We start from the raw sequence: 19,124 nt of genomic DNA on the forward strand, positions 1-19,124 counted from the left end.
ATGCCGCACCACCCGGCCGGCCCCGCCGATCGTCCCCCGTCGGCGGGGCCGGCGCACGTCCGGGTGACGAGGGCGGGCCGTGCGGCCCGGCGTTTCCGGCCGGCGGCGGGGCTGTCGGCGGGATTGTCGGTGGTCTGTCGGTGATCTGTCGGTGATCTGTCGGTGGGGGCTGGCAGCGTCGTCGGCATGACGCGAAACGACGATGACACGGCAGGCGCGGGGAGCGCCGTCACCGTGCGGGGGCTGGTCAAGCACTACGGCGCGACCAAGGCGCTGGACGGCGTCGACCTGGATGTGCGCGAGGGCACCGTGATGGGGGTGCTCGGGCCGAACGGGGCCGGGAAGACCACCCTCGTACGGATCCTGTCCACCCTTCTCGCCCCGACCGCCGGTCACGCCACCGTCGCCGGTTACGACGTGGTCCGCCAGCCGCGGCAGTTGCGCCGGGTGATCGGGCTGACCGGGCAGTACGCCTCGGTGGACGAGAAGCTTCCCGGCTGGGAGAACCTCTATCTGATCGGCCGGCTGCTGGACCTGTCCCGCAAGGAGGCACGGGCCCGCGCCGACGAGCTGCTGGAGCGGTTCTCGCTCACCGAGGCGGCCCGGCGCCCGGCGGCGACGTACTCGGGCGGCATGCGGCGGCGGCTGGACCTGGCCGCGTCCATGATCGGCCATCCTGCCGTGCTGTACCTGGACGAGCCGACCACGGGACTGGACCCCCGTACCCGCAACGAGGTGTGGGAGGAGGTCAAGCGCCTGGTCGGGGAGGGGGTGACCGTGCTGCTGACCACCCAGTACATGGAGGAGGCCGAGCAGCTCGCCTCCGAGCTGACCGTCGTGGACCGGGGCAAGGTCATCGCGAGCGGCGGCATCGAGGAGCTGAAGGCCAAGGTCGGTGGCCGTACGCTGCGGATCCGCCCGGCCGACCCGGGCCAACTGCGGCCGCTGGCCGGTGCCCTGGACGAGCTGGGGATCACCGGGCTCGCCACGACCACCGTGGACACCGAGCGGGGTGCCGTGCTCGTTCCGGTGCTGAGCGACGAGCAGTTGACGGCCGTGGTCGGCGCGGTCACCGCGCGCGGGATCACGCTCAGCTCCCTCACCACCGAACTGCCCAGCCTGGACGAGGTGTTCCTGTCGCTCACCGGCCACCGCGCCAGTGCCCCGCGGGACGCCGCGCCGGCCGAGACCCGCGAGGAGGTCGCCGTATGAGTGCCACGGCCCCGACCACCACGGACCTGCGCGCGGACGCCCGTATCCCGCTGCGCGGTCATCTGCGCCACACCGGCGCGCTGGTGCGCCGCAATCTGCTGTGGATCCGGCAGGACCCGGAGTCGATGTTCGACGCCGTGCTGTTCCCGATCGTCTTCACCCTGCTGTTCGTGTACGTCTTCGGCGGCTCGATCGGGCAGTCGCTGGGCGGCGGGCAAGAGGCGTATGTGCAGTACATCGTGCCCGGCCTGATGGCCATGATGGGCATGAACATGGCCCAGGGGGTGGGCACCGGGTTCAACCAGGACTTCAACACCGGGGTCATGGACCGCTTCCGGTCGCTGCCGATCGGGCGTGGCTCGGTGCTGTTCGCCAAGATCTCCGTCGAGATGATGCGGATGCTGATCGCCACGGCGATCCTGATGGTCGTCGGTGTGCTCGTCGGCTTCGACATCACCGACTGGCCGGGGCTGTTCGCCGCCGTGGGGCTGTCCGCGGTGTTCGGCTCGGCGCTGATGTGGATCTTCCTCACGCTGGGCGTGGTGATGAAGAACGCGCAGTCGGTGCAGGCGATGGGCTTCCTGGTGCTGATGCCGCTGCAGTTCGGCTCGTCGATCTTCGCGCCGACCCGGTCGATGCCGGGCTGGCTGGAGAGCTTCACCGAGTACAACCCGCTGTCGGCCCTGGCCGACGCCGCACGCGGACTGATGGTCGGCGGCCCGGTCGCGCACGACCTGTGGATGACACTGGCCTGGTCGGTGGGGATCACGGCGGTGATGGCCCCGGTGGCGATCCACAAGTTCCGTACGAAGAGCTGACCGGTCCGGCGGGGGGTGTCAGAGGAGGGCGGCGGCCTCGCCGGGGGTGAGGGCGGCGCCCTCCTCGTACGCGGTCTCGTAGGCCGCGTCGTCGAGGACCTCGCGGATGCGGGCCTTGACGTGGTCGCGGACGATGCGTTCCGTGCGGCCGCTCACATGGCCGGAGGGCAGCCAGGAGTCGGCGGCGCCGAGGCAGCGGGCCGCGTCCCGGGCGCGACTGCCGCCGTCCAGCCCGGCGAGGGCGGCCGCGCCGACGCTGACGAACGCCGAACGCATGTGGGGCGCGATGGCGGCCGACACCGGGTCGCCGGCCTGGCGGAGCGCCTGGTGGACGGTGGCCAGGGCCCGCTCCGCGTGACCGTCGACCACGTCGAGCCATCCCTCGGCGCCGAGGATGAAAGCGTCGAAGACGACGTAGTGCGCGATGCGGAACTCCTCGCGCAGCAGCCGCAGATGCTCCCGTGCCTCGGCGGTGCGGCCGACCGTGCCGAGCCAGCCGGCCAGGTACAGCCGGGCGGCGGGCAGCGCCTCGTTGTGGCCGCCCGGCCGGCTGTCGATGACCTCGCGCAGCAGCCGCTCCCCGCGTTCCTCGTGGCCGGCCTCCAGCAGCGCGCTGCCCAGGCGGGCCATGAGCACGGCCTTCTGGGACCGGGCGCCGAGGCGTTCGGCGCGCTCGATCGCCGCCTCGTAGTCCGCGGCGGCGGCCTCGTAGGCGCCGCCGCGCTCGTTGGCCTCGCCGCGCGCCGAGTACGCCTCCGCCGTGCCCCAGGCGTCGCCGAGCCGGCGGTAGGTCCGCAGCGACTCGTCGGCGTCGCGCAGGGCGTCGCCCGCCCAGTCGCTGCGGTTGGCCAGCAGGTTGGCGCGCAGCTGGAGGTTGGCGGCGAGTTCCCACTCGTAGCCGGGTGTCTCCCGGCAGGTGCGGACGGCGGCCTCGGTGACGGTGTACAGCCGGTCCATGTCGCCGGTCAGCATCACGGCGAACGTCCAGAGCATGCCGGGCGGGCGGCAGGTCTGCGGCATGCCCGGCTCGTACGTCGCCGCGATGAGGCGGAGTTTGCGCTGCGCCTGCGGGGTCTGCCAGTCGTCCAGTTCGGTGTCCATGCAGGCCATGTGCGCCAGGTGCACGCCGCGCCAGGCCTCGGCGAGGACCTCGCCGGTCATCGGGGGCGGGGCGTCGGTGCAGCGCTGCCACAGCGGGGCGGCCGGCCGGACCGGTTCGGTGAACGGGTCGGGGCCGAGGGCCATCACCTCGGCGCACCAGTTGCGGGCCTCGATCCGCAGGTCGCGCATCTGCCAGTACCAGCACAGCGACAGGGCGAGGCACAGCGCCTCCTGTTCGTCGCGCTGCGAGAGGGCGTGCCGCAGGGCCGTGCGCAGGTTCTCGTACTCCCGCTCCAGCCGTCCCATGGCGGCCAGTTGCTGCGGGCCGCGCAGCAACGGGTCGGTGGTGCGGGCGAGTTCGCGGTAGTACGTCAGATGGGCGCGCTCGGCCTCCGCGCGCCGGCCGGCCTCGTCGAGGCGTTCGCCCGCGTACTCGGCGACGGTCTCCAGGAGGCGGTAGCGCATCTCGCCGTCACCCGAGGGGGCGGCCACCACCAGGGACTTGTCCACCAGGGAGCCGAGCGCTTCGAGCGCGGCCGGCCCGCACACGGCCTCGGCGGCGGCCAGGTCGCAGCCGCCCGCGAAGACCGACAGCCGGCCCAGCACGTCGCGTTCGTCCTCGTCGAGCAGGTCCCAGGACCAGTCGACGACGGCCCGCAGGGTCTGCTGGCGGGGCCGGACGGTGCGGCTGCCGGAGGTGAGCAGGCGGAAGCGGTCGTCGAGCCGGTCGGCGATCTGGCGTGGGGTGAGCATCCGCAGGCGGGCGGCGGCGAGTTCGATGGCCAGGGGCAGTCCGTCGAGGCGGCGGCAGATCTCCGCGCACGCCGCCGCGGTGTCCTCGTCGGAGTCGGTGCGGAAGCCGGGGCGGGCGGCGGCCCCGCGGTCGGCGAGCAGCCGCAGGGCGACCGGTTCGGGCAGCGGCTCCACCGGGCGCAGCGACTCGCCCCGCACGCCGAGGGGTTCGCGGCTGGTGGCGAGGACGGTGAGGCCGGGGCAGCGTTGCAGCAGCGTCTCGACGAGCCGGGCGGCGGCCTCGACGACGTGCTCGCAGTTGTCCAGGATCAGCAGCACGCGGCGCCCGGCGAAGTGCTCGGCGAGACGTTCCACGGGGTCGGCGTGCCGTTCGGAGACGGCCCTCATGCCCTCGGCGCCGGCGCCGTACAGGACGGTCTCGCGGGCCCCGACGGCGGTGAGGACGGCCTCGGGGACGGCGTCGGGGTCGTCGACCGGGGCGAGTTCGGCGAGCCACACACCGTCCGGGGTGGTCTGCCGCACGGTCTCGGCGGCCTCCTGCGACAACCGGGTCTTGCCGGCCCCGCCCGGCCCGAGCAGGGTGACCAGCCGGGCGGCGGCGAGGTCGGCGCGGAGGGTCTCGATGTCCGCCTCCCGGCCGACGAACGAGGTCAGCCGGGCCCGCAGATTGCCGGGCCGGGACGGCTCCGGGGCGGCGGGCGTCGCCGACTCGTTCAGCAACTGCTCGTGCAGTGCCCGCAGTTCCGCGCCCGGGTCGGAGCCGAGGCGGTCGGCGAGCAGGCGTCGTACGTCCTCGAAGGCGGCGAGGGCCTCGGCGGTGCGGCCCGTGTCGCGCAGGGCGCGCAGCCGCAGGGCCTGGAGGGGCTCGTCGAGGGGGTGGCTGTCGCAGAGCGCGGTCAGCTCGGGCAGACTCGGCTCGGCTTCGCCGAGGGCGAGGGCGGCGGCGTGGCGGGCGCGCAGCGCGTCCAGGCGCCGGGTCTCGACGCGGGCCGCCTCGGCGGTGCGGTCGGGCAGGCCGGCGAGGGCCGGGCCGCGCCACAGGGCGAGGGCGTCGTCCAGGACGACGGCCGCCTTCGCGGGGTTCCCGTCGGCCAGGGCGCGCAGGCCCTCACCGGCCAGTCGCTCGAAGCGGTGCAGGTCGATGTCGTCGGGCACGGCGGTCAGGCGGTAGCCGCCGTCGGCGGAGGCCACCGCGTCCGCGCCGAGCACCCGGCGCAGCCGCCCGACGAGGGCCTGCAGCGCCCCGGTGGCGTCGGCGGGCGGTTCACCGTCCCAGACCTCGTCGATCAGCAGTCCCACGGGGACGGTACGCCCGGGCCGCAGGGCGAGCACGGTGAGCAGCGCACGCAGCCGCGCCCCGCCGACCGGGACGACGGTGCCGTCGGGGCGGAGTGCCTGAGTCGTGCCGAGGATGCGGTAGCGCACGGGGTCCATTCTCTCCGGTGGCGGTCCGTACGGTCACGGGGCCGGGCGGCGCGGCGGCGCCTTCGTGCGGGTCGTGGTGCGGGGCGCGGAGGCGGATCGACCGGCCGCCGGGCCACCCGGATTCCGCCGGCGGGCCGTCCCACCCTGCGTGGAACCGGCCGACCGCGCGAGACGTTTTCCGGGTGCGCCCGGTACCGTCGGGCAGTCCCCCGCGTGTCCCACCGCGTGCCCCACCGTCCAGGGAGTCCCATGACCACCGCCACCACCCGCCCCAGCGACCGGCGGATCAGCCCCGTCTTCCTGGGAATCCTGGCCGTCACGGCGGTCACCGGATGGGCCACCTGGACCGGGTTCGCCGAGCAGCCCGGCGTCGCCGTCTTCCTGTTCGTGACGGCCGCCTGGATCGTCTCCCTGTGCCTGCACGAGTACGCGCACGCGCGCACCGCCCTGCACAGCGGCGACATCTCGGTCGGCGCGAAGGGCTATCTCACGCTGAACCCGATGAAGTACACGCACGCGTTGCTGAGCATCGTGCTGCCGGTGCTGTTCGTGATCATGGGCGGGATCGGTCTTCCCGGCGGCGCCGTCTTCATCGAGCGGGGCCGGATCCGCGGCCGCTGGCGGCACAGCCTGATCTCCGCGGCGGGTCCGCTGACGAACGTCCTGTTCGCGGTCGTGTGCACGGCGCCGTTCTGGCTGGACGCGCTGGACGGCGTACCGGCCGACTTCCGGTTCGCGCTCGCCTTCCTCGCGCTGCTCCAGGTGACGGCCGCGATCCTGAACTTCCTGCCGGTGCCGGGCCTCGACGGCTACGGCGTGATCGAGCCCTGGCTGTCGTACACCGTCCGCCGGCAGGTGGAGCCGTTCGCCCCGTTCGGGCTGCTGTTCGTGTTCGCGCTGCTGTGGGTGCCCGCGGTGAACGGCGCGTTCTTCGACGTGGTCGACTCGCTGCTGAAGGCCCTGGGGATCCACGAGTTCGACACGTACTGCGGCTACGAGCTGTTCCGCTTCTGGCGGGGCGAGAACGAGTTCTGCGGCATCTGACGGACGTCGGCCCGTGCCGGAGGTCAGCCCGTGCCGGAGCCGTCCCGGGCCGCCCCGCCCCGCTTCACGTAGTACCAGGTCATGTTGGACGACAGGCCCGCCAGCAGCACCCACACGATGCCGATGAACACGCTGCCCCGCACGAAGGAGACAACGGCCGCGGCGACGGCGAGGACGCACACGGCGAGGGCGTAGAGGGCGAGTCGCCGGGAGTGGGTGGGCGGGGGCAGGGGAGGCATGACTGCTGGCTCCTGTCGAGGGCACCTGTGGGGGACACTGCTACGCCGTCCAGTGTCCCCCATCGCCTCATACGTCCGTGACGCGGAGCCCGGCGTGCGCCTTGTACCGGCGGTTGACGGAGATCAGGTTGGCGACCAGCGACTCCACCTGGTGGGCGTTGCGCAGCCGCCCGGCGAAGATGCCCCGCATGCCCGGAATGCGGCCGGCCAGTGCCTGGACGATCTCGACGTCGGCGCGGACCTCCCCGAGCACCATCACATCGGTGTCGATCTCGTCGATCTCCGGGTCCTGGAGCAGTACGGCCGACAGGTGGTGGAAGGCGGCGGTGACCCGGGAGTCCGGCAGCAGCGCGGCGGCCTGCTGGGCGGCGCTCCCCTCCTCGGGCTTGAGGGCGTAGGCGCCCTGCTTGTCGAAGCCGAGCGGGTTGACGCAGTCGACGACGAGCTTGCCGGCCAGTTCCCCGCGCAGGGACTCCAGGGTCTCGCCGTGGCCGTCCCACGGCACGGCGACGATCACGATGTCGCTGCGGCGGGCGGTCTCGGCGTTGTCGGCGCCCTCGACGCCGTACCCGAGTTCATCGACCGCCGCCCGGGCGCGCTCGGCCGCGCGGGAGCCGATGATCACCTTCTGGCCCGCCTTGGCGAGCCGGTGGGCCAGGCCCTTGCCCTGCGGCCCGGTGCCGCCGAGCACGCCGACGACCAGCCCGGAGACATCGGGCAGGTCCCAGGGGTCCTTGGCGGGTGCCTTGGCGGTGTCCTTCGCGGGCTGCTGTGCGCTGTCGGTAGAGGTCATGGGCCGACTCTACGTCCGCCGCGGCACCGTTCCCGGTGTGCGTGAGCCCCGTCACGGCGGTGCCCGCCGCGTCCCCGGGTCGGGCGAATCGGCATCGAACACGGGGACGCGGACGCGGGGTTGGGGGCAGGATGCGGTCGCATGGATGCGGTACGGGTGGCATTGCTGCGGGACGTGCTCGCCGGGACCGAGTGGCTGGGCGCCACCCGACGGTTCGCGGGGACGCTGCGCGGGTCGGTGGTGTCGCACGGGGGCGGGCTGCTGCTCGTGGGCACGCCGGAGTACGAGCCGTGGCATCTGGCGGCGCACCTGGTGGACGAGGCCGCCTGGTCGGGCACCCCGGAGCTGGCCCCCACGCTGGTACGGCATGACGCGCGCCCCTCGGACCCCGCGCATCTGGCGGTGGGGCTGGGACGCCTGGAGGCGGCGCGGCGGGGTGAGACGCTGCTGGTGGTGGCCCCCGGTCAGCCGCCCGCCAGGCTTCTCGAGCGGGTCTGCGACGCCCGCCGGGCCGGGGCGACGCTGCTGGCCCTCGGTCCCGGCGCGGGCGAGCTCCCGGCGCTGGCCCACGAGGTCCTGCCCGTGCCCGACGGCTCGGAGCTGGACCTGGACACCGTGCAGCACCTGGTGAGCGCGGCGGCCGGGGAGAACGCCCTGCCGGTCCCCCGGGGCCGCCGCCGCTTCCGGGACCGGCTGTCGAGGCTGGCGGACCTGCTGACGGCTCCCCCGCCGACGCGCTGGTAGTCCACGTGCGGCGTGGGGTCAGTCGTCCCGGTCGCTCGCGGGGGCGTCGTGCCACTTGGGGTCGTTCTCCCACTGGAGGTTGCGGTCGCGGGCCGTGGCCATGGCGTGTTCGGCCTCGGTGCGGCTCGCGTACGGGCCGAAGCGGTCCTTGCCGGGGCAGTCCGGGCCCTCCTCGACCTTCTTGTGCTCCAGGCAGTAGTACCACTCGCCCGGCTTTCCGACCGTCCGCTTCTTGAACAGGGGCATGACCGGCTCCTCTCGCCACGAAGATGGTCCCCCATCGCCGCTGAATTAGACTCGCCGGCATGTCTGGCCAGTCACTGCTCGCACCGGGGGAACTGTCCCCCACCCGTTCCGTACCCGGGAACATCCGTCGTCCCGACTACGTCGGCAAGCCCGCCCCGACGCCGTACACAGGGCCGGAGGTGCAGACGCCCGAGACGATCGAGGCGATGCGGACCGCCGGCCGGATCGCGGCACGGGCGATGGAGGAGGCCGCGAAGCTCATCGCGCCCGGCGTGACGACGGACGAGCTGGACCGGGTGGCACACGCGTACATGTGCGACCACGGCGCCTACCCCTCGACGCTCGGCTACCGCGGTTTCCCCAAGTCGCTGTGCACCTCGGTCAACGAGGTGATCTGCCACGGCATCCCCGACTCGACGGTGCTGCGCGACGGCGACATCGTCAACCTGGACGTGACGGCGTACATCGGCGGGGTGCACGGCGACAACAACGCCACGTACCTGGTGGGCGACGTGGACGAGGAGAGCCGGCTGCTGGTGGAGCGCACCCGCGAGTCGCTCAACCGTGCGATCAAGGCGGTCAAGCCGGGCCGGCAGATCAACATCATCGGCCGGGTGATCGAGTCGTACGCCAAGCGTTTCGGCTACGGCGTGGTCCGTGACTTCACCGGTCACGGCATCAACTCGTCGTTCCACTCGGGCCTGATCATCCCGCACTACGACAGCCCGCACGCGACGACGGTGATCCAGCCGGGGATGACCTTCACCATCGAGCCGATGCTGACGCTGGGGACCCACGAGTACGACATGTGGGACGACGGCTGGACGGTCGTGACGAAGGACCGCAAGCGGACCGCGCAGTTCGAGCACACGCTGGTGGTGACGGAGACGGGCGCGGAGATCCTGACCCTGCCGTAGACCTGCCCGACCCGCTGCCCGCCCTCTTCGGAGGGCGGGCATTTTCGTGCCGTGACAGGGTAGGAAGTTACCGACAACCCGTCGGCAACCGTTGACTTAGGCAAGCCTAACCATAGAAGATCTGGACTCATGGACTCCTTCTCCGCTCTCATCCGCACCGCCTCCCACGAGCAGCACGTGGAGGCGGAGACGTCGACGTTCATGAGTGATCTGCTGGGCGGCGGGCTGGGGGTGGACGCGTACGCGCGCTACACCGAGCAGCTGTGGTTCGTGTACGAGGCACTGGAGTCCGCCGCGCGGCGGCTGGCGCCGGACCCGGTGGCCGGACCCTTCATCCAGCCGGAGCTGTTCCGGCTGGCCTCGCTGGAGCGGGACCTGGCCCACCTGCGCGGTCCCGACTGGCGCTCCACACTGACCGCCCTCCCCGCCACGCAGACGTACGCGGCCCGCGTCGCCGAGTGCGCCCGCACCTGGCCGTCCGGCTACGTCGCCCACCACTACACCCGCTACCTGGGCGACCTCTCCGGCGGCCAGATCATCCGCGGCAAGGCGGAGAAGACGTGGGGGTTCGAGCGGAAGGGCGACGGCGTCCGCTTCTACGTCTTCGAGAACATCTCCAACCCGGCGGCCTTCAAGCGGGGTTACCGCGAACTCCTGGACGCGGTCCCGGCGGACGACCTGGAGAAGCAGCGCATCGTGACGGAGTGCAAGCGGGCGTTCGCGCTGAACACGGACGTCTTCCGGGCGCTGGGCGAGGAGTTCCCCTTGTCGGCGTGACTCCCTGAGCCTTCCTACGGCCTCACTTCACCACGGCGACGCGGGGCGGGAGGGAGACACCCTCTACTGAAAAGTGCGAGCAGCGGACAGGGCAATGTCAGCCAGGCGCTCGGATGAGCGACGTATGGACAGCGGCGACTGAAATGTTCACGCTTTTCAAGTGGGCGGGGCCGCGGAGCCGCCTCAACGCCCTTCGTTCTCGACGTCATGGAAGGCCCGGGCCGGCCTGGATGACGGCGCCGATTCGGGCCCGACGCCGGAGATCCACATCACCCGAAGCACTCCCCGGTCCGTACGGCCGGCGGCTCGGCCGCGTAGTGAGGTCGAGTTCCCCGGTGAACGCTCGCCGGTCAGTCCAGGTCGGACATGTCGAGGACGAAGCGGTAGCGGACGTCGTTGCGGCCGAGGCGGTCGAGGGCCTCGTTCACCCGTGACGAGGCGAGCAGTTCGATGTCGGCGGTGATCACGTGCTCGGCGCAGAAGTCCAGCATGGCCGCGGTCGCGGGCCTGCCGCCGCTGCCCACGGAGCTGAGCTTCTTGCGGCCCACGAGCAGGTCCATGGTCTCCACGGTGACGGGGCCGAGGTGTCCGACGAGGCTGAGCGTGCCGTCCATGGCGACCAGCCGCAGGTACGGGCCGAGGTCGTGCGGGGCGGAGATGGTGTCGATGACGACGTCGAACCGGTCCCGGGCGTCGGCCATCTGTTCCGGGTCCGTGGAGACGACCAGGCCCCGGGCGCCGAGCCGGCAAGCATCGTCGGCCTTGTCGGATGAGCGGCTGACGACCGACGTCTCGGCTCCCAGCGCCACGGCGAACTTGACCGCGAGATGGCCCAAGCCGCCCAGTCCCGCCACCGCGACGCGGGTCCCCGGGCCCACGCCCGAACTGTGCAGCGGCTCCCAGACGGTGACCCCGGCGCAGAGCAGAGGCGCGGCGGCGGCAGGATCCAGGCCGGCGGGAAGCGCGTAGGCGAACCCCTCGCGGACGACGTACTCGCGGGAGTAGCCGCCCAGGGTGGCCGATCCGTCGTGCCGGTCGGCGCCGCCGTAGGTCAGGGTCGGGAAGGTGTGGCAGAAGTTCTCCTGGCCGGCCCGGCACATGGTGCGGTCGCCGCAGGAGTCGACGATGTTACCGACCGCGACAGCGTCGCCGACGGAGAAGCGGGTGACCGCGGGCCCCGCCTCGGTCACCACGCCCGTGAACTCGTGCCCCGGAACCAGAGGACGGCCCGCTTCACCGTCGTGGCCGCGGACGGCGTGCAGATCGGTGTGGCAGACGCCGCAGTAGTCGACCCGGACCGCGAGGTCGTGGCTACAGCCCCGGCGCCGCACTCCTGGCTGCCGCCGTCTTGCACCGCAGAGAACTGGAACGCCGGTTCATCGCCGAAGGGGGCTGCTGATGACCTCGCCCCCACCCACCGTCCTCCACCCGGAGACAGAGCCCGCGCTGGACCTGCTGACGGTTCCCCAGGTCATGGCCCGCCTCCAGCTCGGCCGCTCCGCCGTCTACGACCTCCTCCGCACCCGCCAGCTCGCCTCAATCAGCCTCGGCCGCGCCCGCCGCATCCCCACCCACGCCCTGACCGACTTCATCCGCACCCGCCTCGAACAGGAAGCCGCCGCCTGATGACCGCGCCCCGAGACACCCTCGCCTCCCGCCGTACCCGCGCCAACGGTGACGGAACCGTCTACCAGCGCAAGGACGGCCGCTGGGAAGCCGCCGGATACGTCCTCGCCCCCGGCAACACCCGTCGCCGTGTGCGCGTCTACGGCACCACCCGCAAAGAAGCCCTGGCCAAGCTCACCGAGAAGATCGCCTCCAGCAACCGCGGCCTCCCCGTCCCCTCCGCGCAGGGCAGCGTGGCCGCGTACCTGACGTACTGGCTGGAGAACGTCGCTGTCCACCACCTCCGCGATACCACCCACACCCGCTACACCACCTGCGTCCACCGATACCTCATCCCCGGCCTCGGCAAGAAGAAGCTCGCCAAGCTCACCGCCAAGGACATCCGCACCTGGCTCAACCAGCTCCGTACCACCTGTCAGTGCTGCACGCGAAACATCGACGCCCGGCGCGAACAGCCCCGCTGCTGCGCCGTCGGCCAGTGCTGCCGCAAACTGCTCTCCCCGCTGACGCTCACCTACATACACTCCGTGCTCAAGTCCGCCCTGGAACACGCCGTGCGCGAGGAGGAGCTCCCGCGCAACGTCGCCCGCAACGTCCGCACCGGCACCCCACGCCCCCGCCGCTTCGAACCCCTCACCGCCGAAGAAGCCCGGCAGTTCCTCACCGCCGCCCAGGACCACCGGTTGCACGCACTGTTCGAACTCGCTCTCCACACCGGACTCCGCAAGGGCGAACTCCTCGGCCTGCGATGGACAGACCTCGACCTCGACGAGGGCACCGCCGCAATCCGCCGCACCCTTCAGCGCACCGCCGCAGGCGGACTCACCACGCTGCCCACCAAAACGCGGGCCTCCGAGCGCCGCATCGTCCTCCCCACCCGCTGCGTCCAGTCGCTGAAGCTCTACCACGAGCAGCAGAAGCGCGAGCGTGAGGCCGCGGGCACCACATGGCAGCACGACGGGCACGTGTTCACCACCACGCAGGGCCGACCGATCGACCCAACCAACCTCACCCGCGCCTTCACCACGCTCCTCCGCAAGGCCGGCCTCCGCCGCATCCGCTTCCACGACCTCCGCCACTCGACCGCCACCCTCCTTCTGGAACAGGGCGTCGAACTTGTCGTCATCAAGGAATTTTTCGGCCACGCCCACATCGGCGTCACCGCCACCGTCTACGCCCACGTACGCATCCGCCTCCAGCGCGACGCCATCGACACCCTCAGCGCCGCACTCAGCAACAGCGCGAGCAAGCCGCCCTGCGCCGCCTCGGTCCGCTGACGTTGCCGTCATCTACTGCCGTCAAACGCCTCAGGAGCCCCGTCGAGATGTGTCTCGACGGGGCTCCTGAATTCTTCCCTAGCTCAGCCTGCCAATCGGATCTGAATTGCCACTAGGCGCTCCCGACCAACAGTACGGTCAGACTCCCTGAGTTGCGAAAGGTGACCCGAGTTCAAATCCTCTAGAGGAGGTTCCGAAATTGCACGTCGCTGAGATCCAGCCTCCTGTGCGAAGAATTCCGCTCCTGGGATGTTCTGATCCAATTGCCCCATCGCAGTCAGGCAGGCGTGTGCACATTTGAGCGCATCCTCGGAATTGGCGCTGGACCGATAGAGGCTTGCATAACGCAACGCAAGAACCGAGTAGAAGGCGTAGATTCCCGCTACCCCAACGATCTCTTCGTCGGATGGTTCCAACTCCTGGAAGCCTTCCAGGGTCTCCACGTAGCTCTGGAATGAACCACCCGGAATTCCAGGTTTCCAAAGGTCCCCTACGGCGTGGACGACGAAATCGACGTCACTACTCCGCGCGGGGTCGTCGCCACACAACCCCGTGAAGACCTGCACCATCCGCTCCGCACAGCTCGCCACGAAGGTTGCAACCTGAGGGTACGACTGCCCTCGGATGGTGGCCGCAACCGCCTCATCGACTACCACTCAAAACTCCTCTGGCGAGTTGTCGTCTTACCGTTTCCGGGATACACCTGACCCATCATCTTACCGCCGGTGCCTCGGATGAGCGGCGCACACACACCCAGACATACGTTCCGAGAGGTGCCTCCCGCCGTGGGAGTCCAGCCCATTTCATTGATGAAGAGTAGGGCGTTCTGCTCTGCGTGGGTGCCTGGAATATTGTCGGCGGCCATCTCACCCTTGCCGATAGCGGACATCTGCGCGGGCGTCAGGCCATCGCCAGATCCCGCAACGACGTTGATCGGACCGTGAGGGGTATCCGCCCGAACTACAGCCACAGTGCTCACGTTCTTGCGAATGAATTCATCCGGCTCAGCGGCATCCGCCATCTACGACCTCCTGCGCACCCGCCGCCTGGCATCGCTGACCATCGGCCGCGCCCGCCGCATCCCCGCCCACGCCCTGGACGACTACGTCCGGCGCCACCTGGAAGAGGCCGCCCGATGACCGCCCCCAAGCGCAAGAAAGCCCGCGCCAACGGTGAGGGCACGATCTACCAGCGCAAGGACAGCCGCTGGGAAGCCGTCGGCTACGTCCTCGCCGCCGACGGCACCCGCAAACGCGTCCGCGTCTACGGCAGCACCCGTAGAGAATCCGCCGACAAACTCGCCGAGAAGATCGCCGACAGCAACCGCGGACTGCCCGTCGCCACCGCCGACAGCACCGTCGGCGACTACCTCACCTACTGGCTCGGCAGCGTCGCCGTCCACCGACTCCGCGAGAACACCCACACCCGCTACGCCGCCTGCGTCCGCCTCCACCTCATCCCCGGACTCGGCACCAAGAAGGTCGCAAGGCTGACCGCCAAGGACGTCCGCACCTTCCTCGACCGGCTCCGCATCACCTGCCAATGCTGCACCCAGGCACTCGACGCCGAGCGAAAGAGGTGCTGCACGGTCGGCGAGTGCTGCCAGAAGCGGCTGTCCGCCTTGACCGTGACCTACGTGCACTCGGTGCTCAAGTCGGCACTGGAACACGCCGTCCGGGAGGACGAGCCGCCCCGGAACGTCGCCCGCAACGTCAAGACCACCACGTACCAGCCCAGGCGCTTCCGTCCGCTCACAGCGGCTGAGGCCCGGCAGTTCCTCGACGCGGCCCGCGCCGACCGGCTCCACGCGCTGTATGAACTGGCGCTGCGCACTGGCCTCCGCAAGGGCGAACTCCTCGGCCTTCACTGGGAAGATCTCGACCTCACCACCGGAACAGCCAGCATCCGGCGCTCACTCCAGCGCACCCGAACCGGCGGTCTCACGCATCTGCCCACCAAGACCCGGGCGTCCGAGCGCCGCATCGCACTCCCGACCGAATGCATCCATTCCCTCAAAAAGCACCAGGAACGGCAGGAAAAGGATCGCGAGACCGCAGGGTCAGCCTGGCAGGACAGCGGCCTCGTCTTCACCACGCCGACCGGCAGGCCCCTCGACCCCGCCAACCTGACCCGCCGCTTCCGCAGCTTCCTCAACCGGGCCGGACTCCGACGCATCCGCTTCCACGACCTCCGCCACTCGACCGCGACCCTGCTCCTGGAACAAGGCGTCGACCTCGTCGTGATCAAGGAACTCCTCGGACACGCCCACATCGGCGTCACCGCCGGCGTCTACGCCCACGTCCGACTCCGCCTCCAACGCCAAGCCATCGACACCCTCAGCAACGCACTCGGCGAAGCCATCGACGGCAACGACGACCCACCAGCCGCAGCCGTCGTCCGCTGACGTTGCCGTCAGCATTGCCGTCATCGGGACTGGAGCCTGTCAGGCACGTTCCGCACCCTTTGGCCATTCAAAGGACTGAGGTGGCGCCACCAAAGCCGCGAGAACACCCTCCACACTTTCGTCGGTAAGAGCGATCAAGCTCCACCCGCCCCCCCGGACGGTGAATAGGCCAACCGGAGGGCCATCCTCGTCGAGAACTGCAAAGAAGTCCCGCCATCCAAATCTATTCTTCCGGAACTCATCCAGTGTGAAATACCGGTCTCGATACGTGCCTCGAAGTGTGGACCTCGCCCCAACTCCAACGCGGATCAAACCGGATACCTCCTCAAGGATTTCCGACACAACGGGAGGCGGCAGCAAAACCAACGACTGACATTTGGCCCTTCGAAGCAGCTCCGCAATCTTCAAAGTGGGCACTTCTTGCAAACTCGCCAAGATGACTCCATTGAGAACGCTGGTGGGCGGTACCCGCAGGTACCGCCCACCAGAGCTTAATCATCAGAACCCGAGATCCTCTAGGCGCGCACCGGGCCATGCCGCCCTGGCTCGACCTTGCATGACCCCTTGGATGATCACTTCAGCCTCGCCGCGAAGGTCATCTTCGACCCATGGCTGATCGTTTACATGGACGTGGAAACGTCCGCTGGGGACGGTGGCTCTAATGACAACTCCACTACCTCCACCTCGGGTAGCCGCTCGAATAGCGGCAGTGGGACTAGTGGTCCAGCTGGTGTAGTCACTATCGGTCATACCGAGATGGCGCATCTCAGGCGTCGAGTCCCCGCCCCGCGGCCTTGCAATTCCTTCCACCGCATCATCAAAGGCAGGGTTGGGGCCGCCGGTCTCGCCGCTCACTTCCGCAACTCCCCGATAGACCGTGGTACCGCCACCGCAATTGTGCACAAGCACCGGAGTGGCACCCGCGAGCACATAGTACGTGTGCTGCGCGGTGCCCCTCCACCTGCTTCTTCGCTGGTCAGCGCGTGATTTGCGTTCCGCTGGTGTCCGTGGTTGTGCGGGGAAATCCGTGGGTGTTGCCGTCGCTACTGCCGTCAACGGCTCGGGGCACACGATTGCGCCGCCGCTGCCTGGTGTCGGTGCAGAGGGACCCTACTGCCACGCGCCAGGCTCGGCACGGACGAGAGCTCGGACGGTCTGCTCGTAGAACTCGTGGCCGCTCTGGGCGCAGTGTCCGGCGATCCAACGGGTCAGCTCGTCCGAGGTGTGCAGCGTGCCTGACGTGGCGCCGCAGTTGTGCTCTTCGCCGGTGACGCAGACCGCCTCGAACGTGGGCAGGGCCATGGGGTCGGGGACGGTGGTCAGGTGGTACTCGCGGAAGCGGTAGCGCCCCCGAGAGGAGTTGCGCACTGGTGCGCCGGCGTTCGAAGAGTCAGGCATCTTCGGCCGCCTCTTCCTGATCCGGGATGCGCTGTCCGCGCGATTCCGCGACCCTGAGCGCGTCCGCCAGGGCTTCTGTCAACCGGCAGGCCAGCCAGCGGTATTCGCTCGCCGACAGGGCTTTCGCGCCGGGTACTGTGGCGTCGCGGGCGTACTCCAGCAGTTCCTGGCCCATGCTGAGCTGTACCGTCTCGATGCTGTCGGCGAGGGTGGAGAGGTAGCCGCGGCCGTCGCTGCTCAGGTAGCAGGGCTTCCCCTCCGGGCTGGTCCACGGCAGTAAGCGGGGACCTTTCCCGCCCGACGCGGCGTCGTACAGCTCTCTGCGACGCATGCGGTCGGCATCGCTCCTGGGCTGGCTCACTGGGCACCCCCGGCCTGGGTCACTGACGGTGGACGCACTGACCGTAGGCACTGGCAGAACGTCACCCCAGGTGGGAGTCATGGCAGTTCGCGACTCTTGGTTCACGAACTGCCACGCTGCGTGGCAGCTACCCGACAACGCCAAGGTAGTCGGCCATGTCACGCATCTCCGTCGTGAGGGTCCGCTTGCGCTTGCCCAGGATCTCCTGCATGGTCTCAGCGGCCCCGTTCTGGTGCCGCAACCACTGCGGGGCAGCTTCCCTGGCACGGGTCAACTCGTCCATGGCGGCGGACAAGTCGCCGGTCCGGGTGTAGGCGCGCGCCACATCGAGGGTGAAGCGGTTCCCGTCGTTGGTGCTAGCTTGATCTTTAACGCCCGGCGTCGAATGGCGCCTCGAACTTGATCACTCGGTTCGGTATCCGCCGGACGCGGAGGCGGCCTTCGGCTGAACATGTGCTCCGACCAAGGAACACACACGTTCAGCACGAAGGCCGTGAGAATGAGTCTGCTGCATCACGATGCCCGGCGAGAACCGTTGGCCGAACTGTTATGCTTCCGGGGCGAGTTCTACGCAAGTCTGACCGCTCGTTCGGACGCGTTGTTCGAGCTGGCAGACGCTGTCCTGTGCGGTGACGGGCCGGTCGGGTCGCTGGCCGAGCTGTCACTGGTGGGTGAACACCGCCGCGGCCACGGCGGGCTCTACGCCGCAGTGGCCCGTGGCCGGATCAATGCCGGCCGGCTGCGACGGGCCCTGGCCGCAGTACCCCTGCCGCGGGCTGCCGACGGCCGGCTGGTCCTGGCCGTCGACATCACCTGCTGGCTGCGACCGGCCGCCCACACCTCGCCCCAGCGGATCCTGTGCCACACCTACGGACGCGGCAAGGACCAGCACATCCCCGTCCCCGGCTGGCCGTACTCCATCGTCTGCGCCCTCGAGCCGGGCCGCAGTTCATGGACCGCCCCGCTGGACGCACTGCGGCTAGCACCCGGGGACGACACCGCCACCATCACCGCCCGACAGCTGCGCGAGCTGGTCGAACGGCTGATCACGGCAGGCCAGTGGCAGTCAGGTGACCCGGACATCCTCGTCATCGCGGACGCCGGATACGACGCACCCCGCCTCGCCTTCCTCCTGCAAGATCTGCCCGTGCAGGTGCTGGCCCGGATGCGGTCGGACCGCGTCCTGCGCAGGGCCGCCCCGCCCCGGCAGCCACACACCCTGGGCCGCCCGCCCCGGCACGGTGGCGAGTTCGTCTTCGGACAGCCCGACACCTGGGGCACCCCGGGCACCGAGACCATCACCGACACCCGGCTCTACGGCACCGCCCTCGCCCGATCCTGGGACCGATTGCATCCCAAGCTGACCCACCGCTCCTCCTGGGCCGCGGCCGACGGCACCCTCCCCATCGTCGAGGGAACAGTGATCCGCCTGGACATCGACCACCTGCCCAGCGGAGCCACCCCCAAGCCGGTCTGGCTGTGGTGGTCGGGCACCGACGCCACCGACGCCGACGCCGACCGTCTCTGGCAGGCATACCTGCGACGCTTCGACATCGAGCACACCTTCCGCCTGTTCAAACAGACCCTGGGCTGGACCACACCGAAGATCCGCACCCCCGAGGCAGCCGACCGATGGACCTGGCTCATCCTCGCCGCCTACACCCAACTGCGGCTTGCCCGACCGCTGGCGGCCGACCGGCGCCGGCCGTGGGAGAAACCCAGCCCGCCGGACAGGCTCACCCCCGCCCGCGTCCGCCGCGACTTCCGGCACATCCGCCCACAACGGCCTGCCCGGCCCAAGCACCGAAACCCTCTCGTCCCGGCCCCGGACGACCACCGGGCCAAAAGAACACCCGGCCCACACCCCGCCACGACGTGCACACACCCCAAACGGGTCTGTGTAGCGAACGGTGGAACTCGGTCGGTTTTGTTCAGCGGCGTCCGGCGGTGAGCCGGCCGTCGAAGGTGATGTCGAAGGCTTGGAGCGCG

General features: G+C 70.2%; 19 protein-coding genes and 1 pseudogene. 11 read left to right on the forward strand and 9 right to left on the reverse strand.

Annotation, left to right across the window (positions count from 1 at the left end):
- The first annotated feature begins 186 nt into the window (after nt 1–186).
- Both IE178_RS12225 and IE178_RS12230 read left to right on the forward strand, forming a co-directional pair.
- Nucleotides 187–1,212, forward strand: coding sequence for an ATP-binding cassette domain-containing protein (locus IE178_RS12225; protein ID WP_193512231.1), 1,026 nt, complete (start codon nt 187–189; stop codon nt 1,210–1,212).
- Nucleotides 1,209–2,030, forward strand: coding sequence for an ABC transporter permease (locus IE178_RS12230; protein ID WP_193512232.1), 822 nt, complete (start codon nt 1,209–1,211; stop codon nt 2,028–2,030). The genes IE178_RS12225 and IE178_RS12230 overlap by 4 nt, the downstream gene beginning before the upstream one ends.
- Before the next feature lie 18 nt (nt 2,031–2,048).
- On the opposite strand, the gene IE178_RS12235 is transcribed toward IE178_RS12230, so the two are convergent.
- Nucleotides 2,049–5,318, reverse strand: coding sequence for an AfsR/SARP family transcriptional regulator (locus IE178_RS12235; RefSeq protein ID WP_193512233.1), 3,270 nt, complete (start codon nt 5,316–5,318; stop codon nt 2,049–2,051).
- A 240-nt stretch (nt 5,319–5,558) separates the two neighbouring features.
- Between IE178_RS12235 and IE178_RS12240 the strand changes: the two genes are divergently transcribed.
- Complete coding sequence (locus tag IE178_RS12240) at nt 5,559–6,353, forward strand: site-2 protease family protein (RefSeq protein ID WP_193512234.1); 795 nt, start codon at nt 5,559–5,561, stop codon at nt 6,351–6,353.
- Nucleotides 6,354–6,376: 23 nt separating this feature from the next.
- Here IE178_RS12240 and IE178_RS12245 read toward each other — a convergent pair whose 3' ends face one another.
- Together IE178_RS12245 and npdG are read right to left on the reverse strand one after the other, a co-directional pair.
- Entirely contained in the window at nt 6,377–6,655 is a 279-nt protein-coding gene (locus IE178_RS12245; RefSeq protein WP_193512235.1) for a hypothetical protein, read from the reverse strand.
- Nucleotides 6,656–6,659: 4 nt separating this feature from the next.
- Nucleotides 6,660–7,385, reverse strand: a complete 726-nt coding sequence (npdG, locus tag IE178_RS12250) for an NADPH-dependent F420 reductase (protein WP_193512236.1) — start codon at nt 7,383–7,385, stop codon at nt 6,660–6,662.
- Nucleotides 7,386–7,526: 141 nt separating this feature from the next.
- Here npdG and IE178_RS12255 point away from each other — a divergent pair, with 141 nt between their 5' ends.
- On the forward strand, nt 7,527–8,129 hold the full coding sequence (locus IE178_RS12255) for a hypothetical protein (protein WP_193512237.1): 603 nt from the start codon (nt 7,527–7,529) through the stop codon (nt 8,127–8,129).
- An 18-nt stretch (nt 8,130–8,147) separates the two neighbouring features.
- Here the strand turns inward: IE178_RS12255 and IE178_RS12260 are convergent, their stop codons facing one another.
- A complete protein-coding gene (locus tag IE178_RS12260; protein ID WP_193512238.1) occupies nt 8,148–8,375 on the reverse strand; it encodes a hypothetical protein in 228 nt (75 codons plus the stop codon).
- A 59-nt stretch (nt 8,376–8,434) separates the two neighbouring features.
- Here IE178_RS12260 and map point away from each other — a divergent pair, with 59 nt between their 5' ends.
- Both map and IE178_RS12270 read left to right on the forward strand, forming a co-directional pair.
- Entirely contained in the window at nt 8,435–9,292 is an 858-nt protein-coding gene (map, locus tag IE178_RS12265; RefSeq protein WP_193512239.1) for a type I methionyl aminopeptidase, read from the forward strand.
- Nucleotides 9,293–9,421: 129 nt separating this feature from the next.
- Entirely contained in the window at nt 9,422–10,069 is a 648-nt protein-coding gene (locus IE178_RS12270; protein WP_193512240.1) for a biliverdin-producing heme oxygenase, read from the forward strand.
- A 350-nt stretch (nt 10,070–10,419) separates the two neighbouring features.
- Here IE178_RS12270 and IE178_RS12275 read toward each other — a convergent pair whose 3' ends face one another.
- Nucleotides 10,420–11,400 carry an NAD(P)-dependent alcohol dehydrogenase gene (locus IE178_RS12275; RefSeq protein ID WP_193512241.1) on the reverse strand — a complete coding sequence of 327 codons (981 nt, stop codon included), beginning with the start codon at nt 11,398–11,400 and terminating at the stop codon, nt 10,420–10,422.
- Between the two features lie 67 nt (nt 11,401–11,467).
- On the opposite strand from IE178_RS12275, the gene IE178_RS12280 reads away from it, so the two are divergent.
- Together IE178_RS12280 and IE178_RS12285 are read left to right on the forward strand one after the other, a co-directional pair.
- Complete coding sequence (locus tag IE178_RS12280) at nt 11,468–11,695, forward strand: helix-turn-helix domain-containing protein (protein ID WP_193512242.1); 228 nt, start codon at nt 11,468–11,470, stop codon at nt 11,693–11,695.
- Nucleotides 11,695–12,972: a tyrosine-type recombinase/integrase gene (locus IE178_RS12285; RefSeq protein ID WP_193512243.1), complete on the forward strand. Its 1,278-nt coding sequence runs from the start codon at nt 11,695–11,697 to the stop codon at nt 12,970–12,972. Before IE178_RS12280 ends, IE178_RS12285 begins: the two co-directional genes overlap by 1 nt.
- A gap of 83 nt (nt 12,973–13,055) precedes the next feature.
- Here IE178_RS12285 and IE178_RS12290 read toward each other — a convergent pair whose 3' ends face one another.
- Entirely contained in the window at nt 13,056–13,628 is a 573-nt protein-coding gene (locus IE178_RS12290) for a hypothetical protein (protein ID WP_193512244.1), read from the reverse strand.
- A gap of 333 nt (nt 13,629–13,961) precedes the next feature.
- Here IE178_RS12290 and IE178_RS12295 point away from each other — a divergent pair, with 333 nt between their 5' ends.
- Complete coding sequence (locus tag IE178_RS12295) at nt 13,962–14,111, forward strand: hypothetical protein (protein ID WP_193512245.1); 150 nt, start codon at nt 13,962–13,964, stop codon at nt 14,109–14,111.
- Complete coding sequence (locus tag IE178_RS12300) at nt 14,108–15,376, forward strand: tyrosine-type recombinase/integrase (protein ID WP_193512246.1); 1,269 nt, start codon at nt 14,108–14,110, stop codon at nt 15,374–15,376. The genes IE178_RS12295 and IE178_RS12300 overlap by 4 nt, the downstream gene beginning before the upstream one ends.
- A 1,110-nt stretch (nt 15,377–16,486) precedes the next feature.
- Here IE178_RS12300 and IE178_RS12305 read toward each other — a convergent pair.
- The 3 genes from IE178_RS12305 to IE178_RS12315 all read right to left on the reverse strand — a co-directional run bounded on the left by IE178_RS12305 (nt 16,487) and on the right by IE178_RS12315 (nt 17,460).
- Nucleotides 16,487–16,774: a DUF7848 domain-containing protein gene (locus IE178_RS12305; protein ID WP_193512247.1), complete on the reverse strand. Its 288-nt coding sequence runs from the start codon at nt 16,772–16,774 to the stop codon at nt 16,487–16,489.
- Nucleotides 16,767–17,105 (reverse strand): hypothetical protein, encoded by a 339-nt coding sequence (locus IE178_RS12310; protein ID WP_193512248.1) that lies wholly within the window; start codon nt 17,103–17,105, stop codon nt 16,767–16,769. The genes IE178_RS12305 and IE178_RS12310 overlap by 8 nt, the downstream gene beginning before the upstream one ends.
- A 157-nt stretch (nt 17,106–17,262) precedes the next feature.
- Complete coding sequence (locus IE178_RS12315) at nt 17,263–17,460, reverse strand: hypothetical protein (RefSeq protein WP_318279995.1); 198 nt, start codon at nt 17,458–17,460, stop codon at nt 17,263–17,265.
- Between the two features lie 174 nt (nt 17,461–17,634).
- Between IE178_RS12315 and IE178_RS12320 the strand changes: the two are divergent.
- Nucleotides 17,635–19,124 (forward strand): annotated as a pseudogene (locus IE178_RS12320) (NF041680 family putative transposase); the annotation flags it as partial.

Source organism: Streptomyces griseoloalbus (genome assembly GCA_014650015.1).
In the GTDB taxonomy this organism is placed as follows: Bacteria; Actinomycetota; Actinomycetes; order Streptomycetales; family Streptomycetaceae; genus Streptomyces; species Streptomyces griseoloalbus.

Excerpts from the sequence above, each read along its gene's own strand:
- IE178_RS12225 (WP_193512231.1), top strand. The coding sequence starts at position 187 with ATGACGCGAAACGACGATGACACGGCAGGCGCGGGGAGCGCCGTCACC.
- IE178_RS12230 (WP_193512232.1), top strand. The coding sequence starts at position 1,209 with ATGAGTGCCACGGCCCCGACCACCACGGACCTGCGCGCGGACGCCCGT.
- IE178_RS12235 (WP_193512233.1), bottom strand. The coding sequence starts at position 5,318 with ATGGACCCCGTGCGCTACCGCATCCTCGGCACGACTCAGGCACTCCGC.
- IE178_RS12240 (WP_193512234.1), top strand. The coding sequence starts at position 5,559 with ATGACCACCGCCACCACCCGCCCCAGCGACCGGCGGATCAGCCCCGTC.
- IE178_RS12245 (WP_193512235.1), bottom strand. The coding sequence starts at position 6,655 with ATGGGGGACACTGGACGGCGTAGCAGTGTCCCCCACAGGTGCCCTCGA.
- npdG (WP_193512236.1), bottom strand. The coding sequence starts at position 7,385 with ATGACCTCTACCGACAGCGCACAGCAGCCCGCGAAGGACACCGCCAAG.
- IE178_RS12255 (WP_193512237.1), top strand. The coding sequence starts at position 7,527 with ATGGATGCGGTACGGGTGGCATTGCTGCGGGACGTGCTCGCCGGGACC.
- IE178_RS12260 (WP_193512238.1), bottom strand. The coding sequence starts at position 8,375 with ATGCCCCTGTTCAAGAAGCGGACGGTCGGAAAGCCGGGCGAGTGGTAC.
- map (WP_193512239.1), top strand. The coding sequence starts at position 8,435 with ATGTCTGGCCAGTCACTGCTCGCACCGGGGGAACTGTCCCCCACCCGT.
- IE178_RS12270 (WP_193512240.1), top strand. The coding sequence starts at position 9,422 with ATGGACTCCTTCTCCGCTCTCATCCGCACCGCCTCCCACGAGCAGCAC.
- IE178_RS12280 (WP_193512242.1), top strand. The coding sequence starts at position 11,468 with ATGACCTCGCCCCCACCCACCGTCCTCCACCCGGAGACAGAGCCCGCG.
- IE178_RS12285 (WP_193512243.1), top strand. The coding sequence starts at position 11,695 with ATGACCGCGCCCCGAGACACCCTCGCCTCCCGCCGTACCCGCGCCAAC.
- IE178_RS12295 (WP_193512245.1), top strand. The coding sequence starts at position 13,962 with ATGAATTCATCCGGCTCAGCGGCATCCGCCATCTACGACCTCCTGCGC.
- IE178_RS12300 (WP_193512246.1), top strand. The coding sequence starts at position 14,108 with ATGACCGCCCCCAAGCGCAAGAAAGCCCGCGCCAACGGTGAGGGCACG.
- IE178_RS12305 (WP_193512247.1), bottom strand. The coding sequence starts at position 16,774 with ATGCCTGACTCTTCGAACGCCGGCGCACCAGTGCGCAACTCCTCTCGG.
- IE178_RS12310 (WP_193512248.1), bottom strand. The coding sequence starts at position 17,105 with ATGCGTCGCAGAGAGCTGTACGACGCCGCGTCGGGCGGGAAAGGTCCC.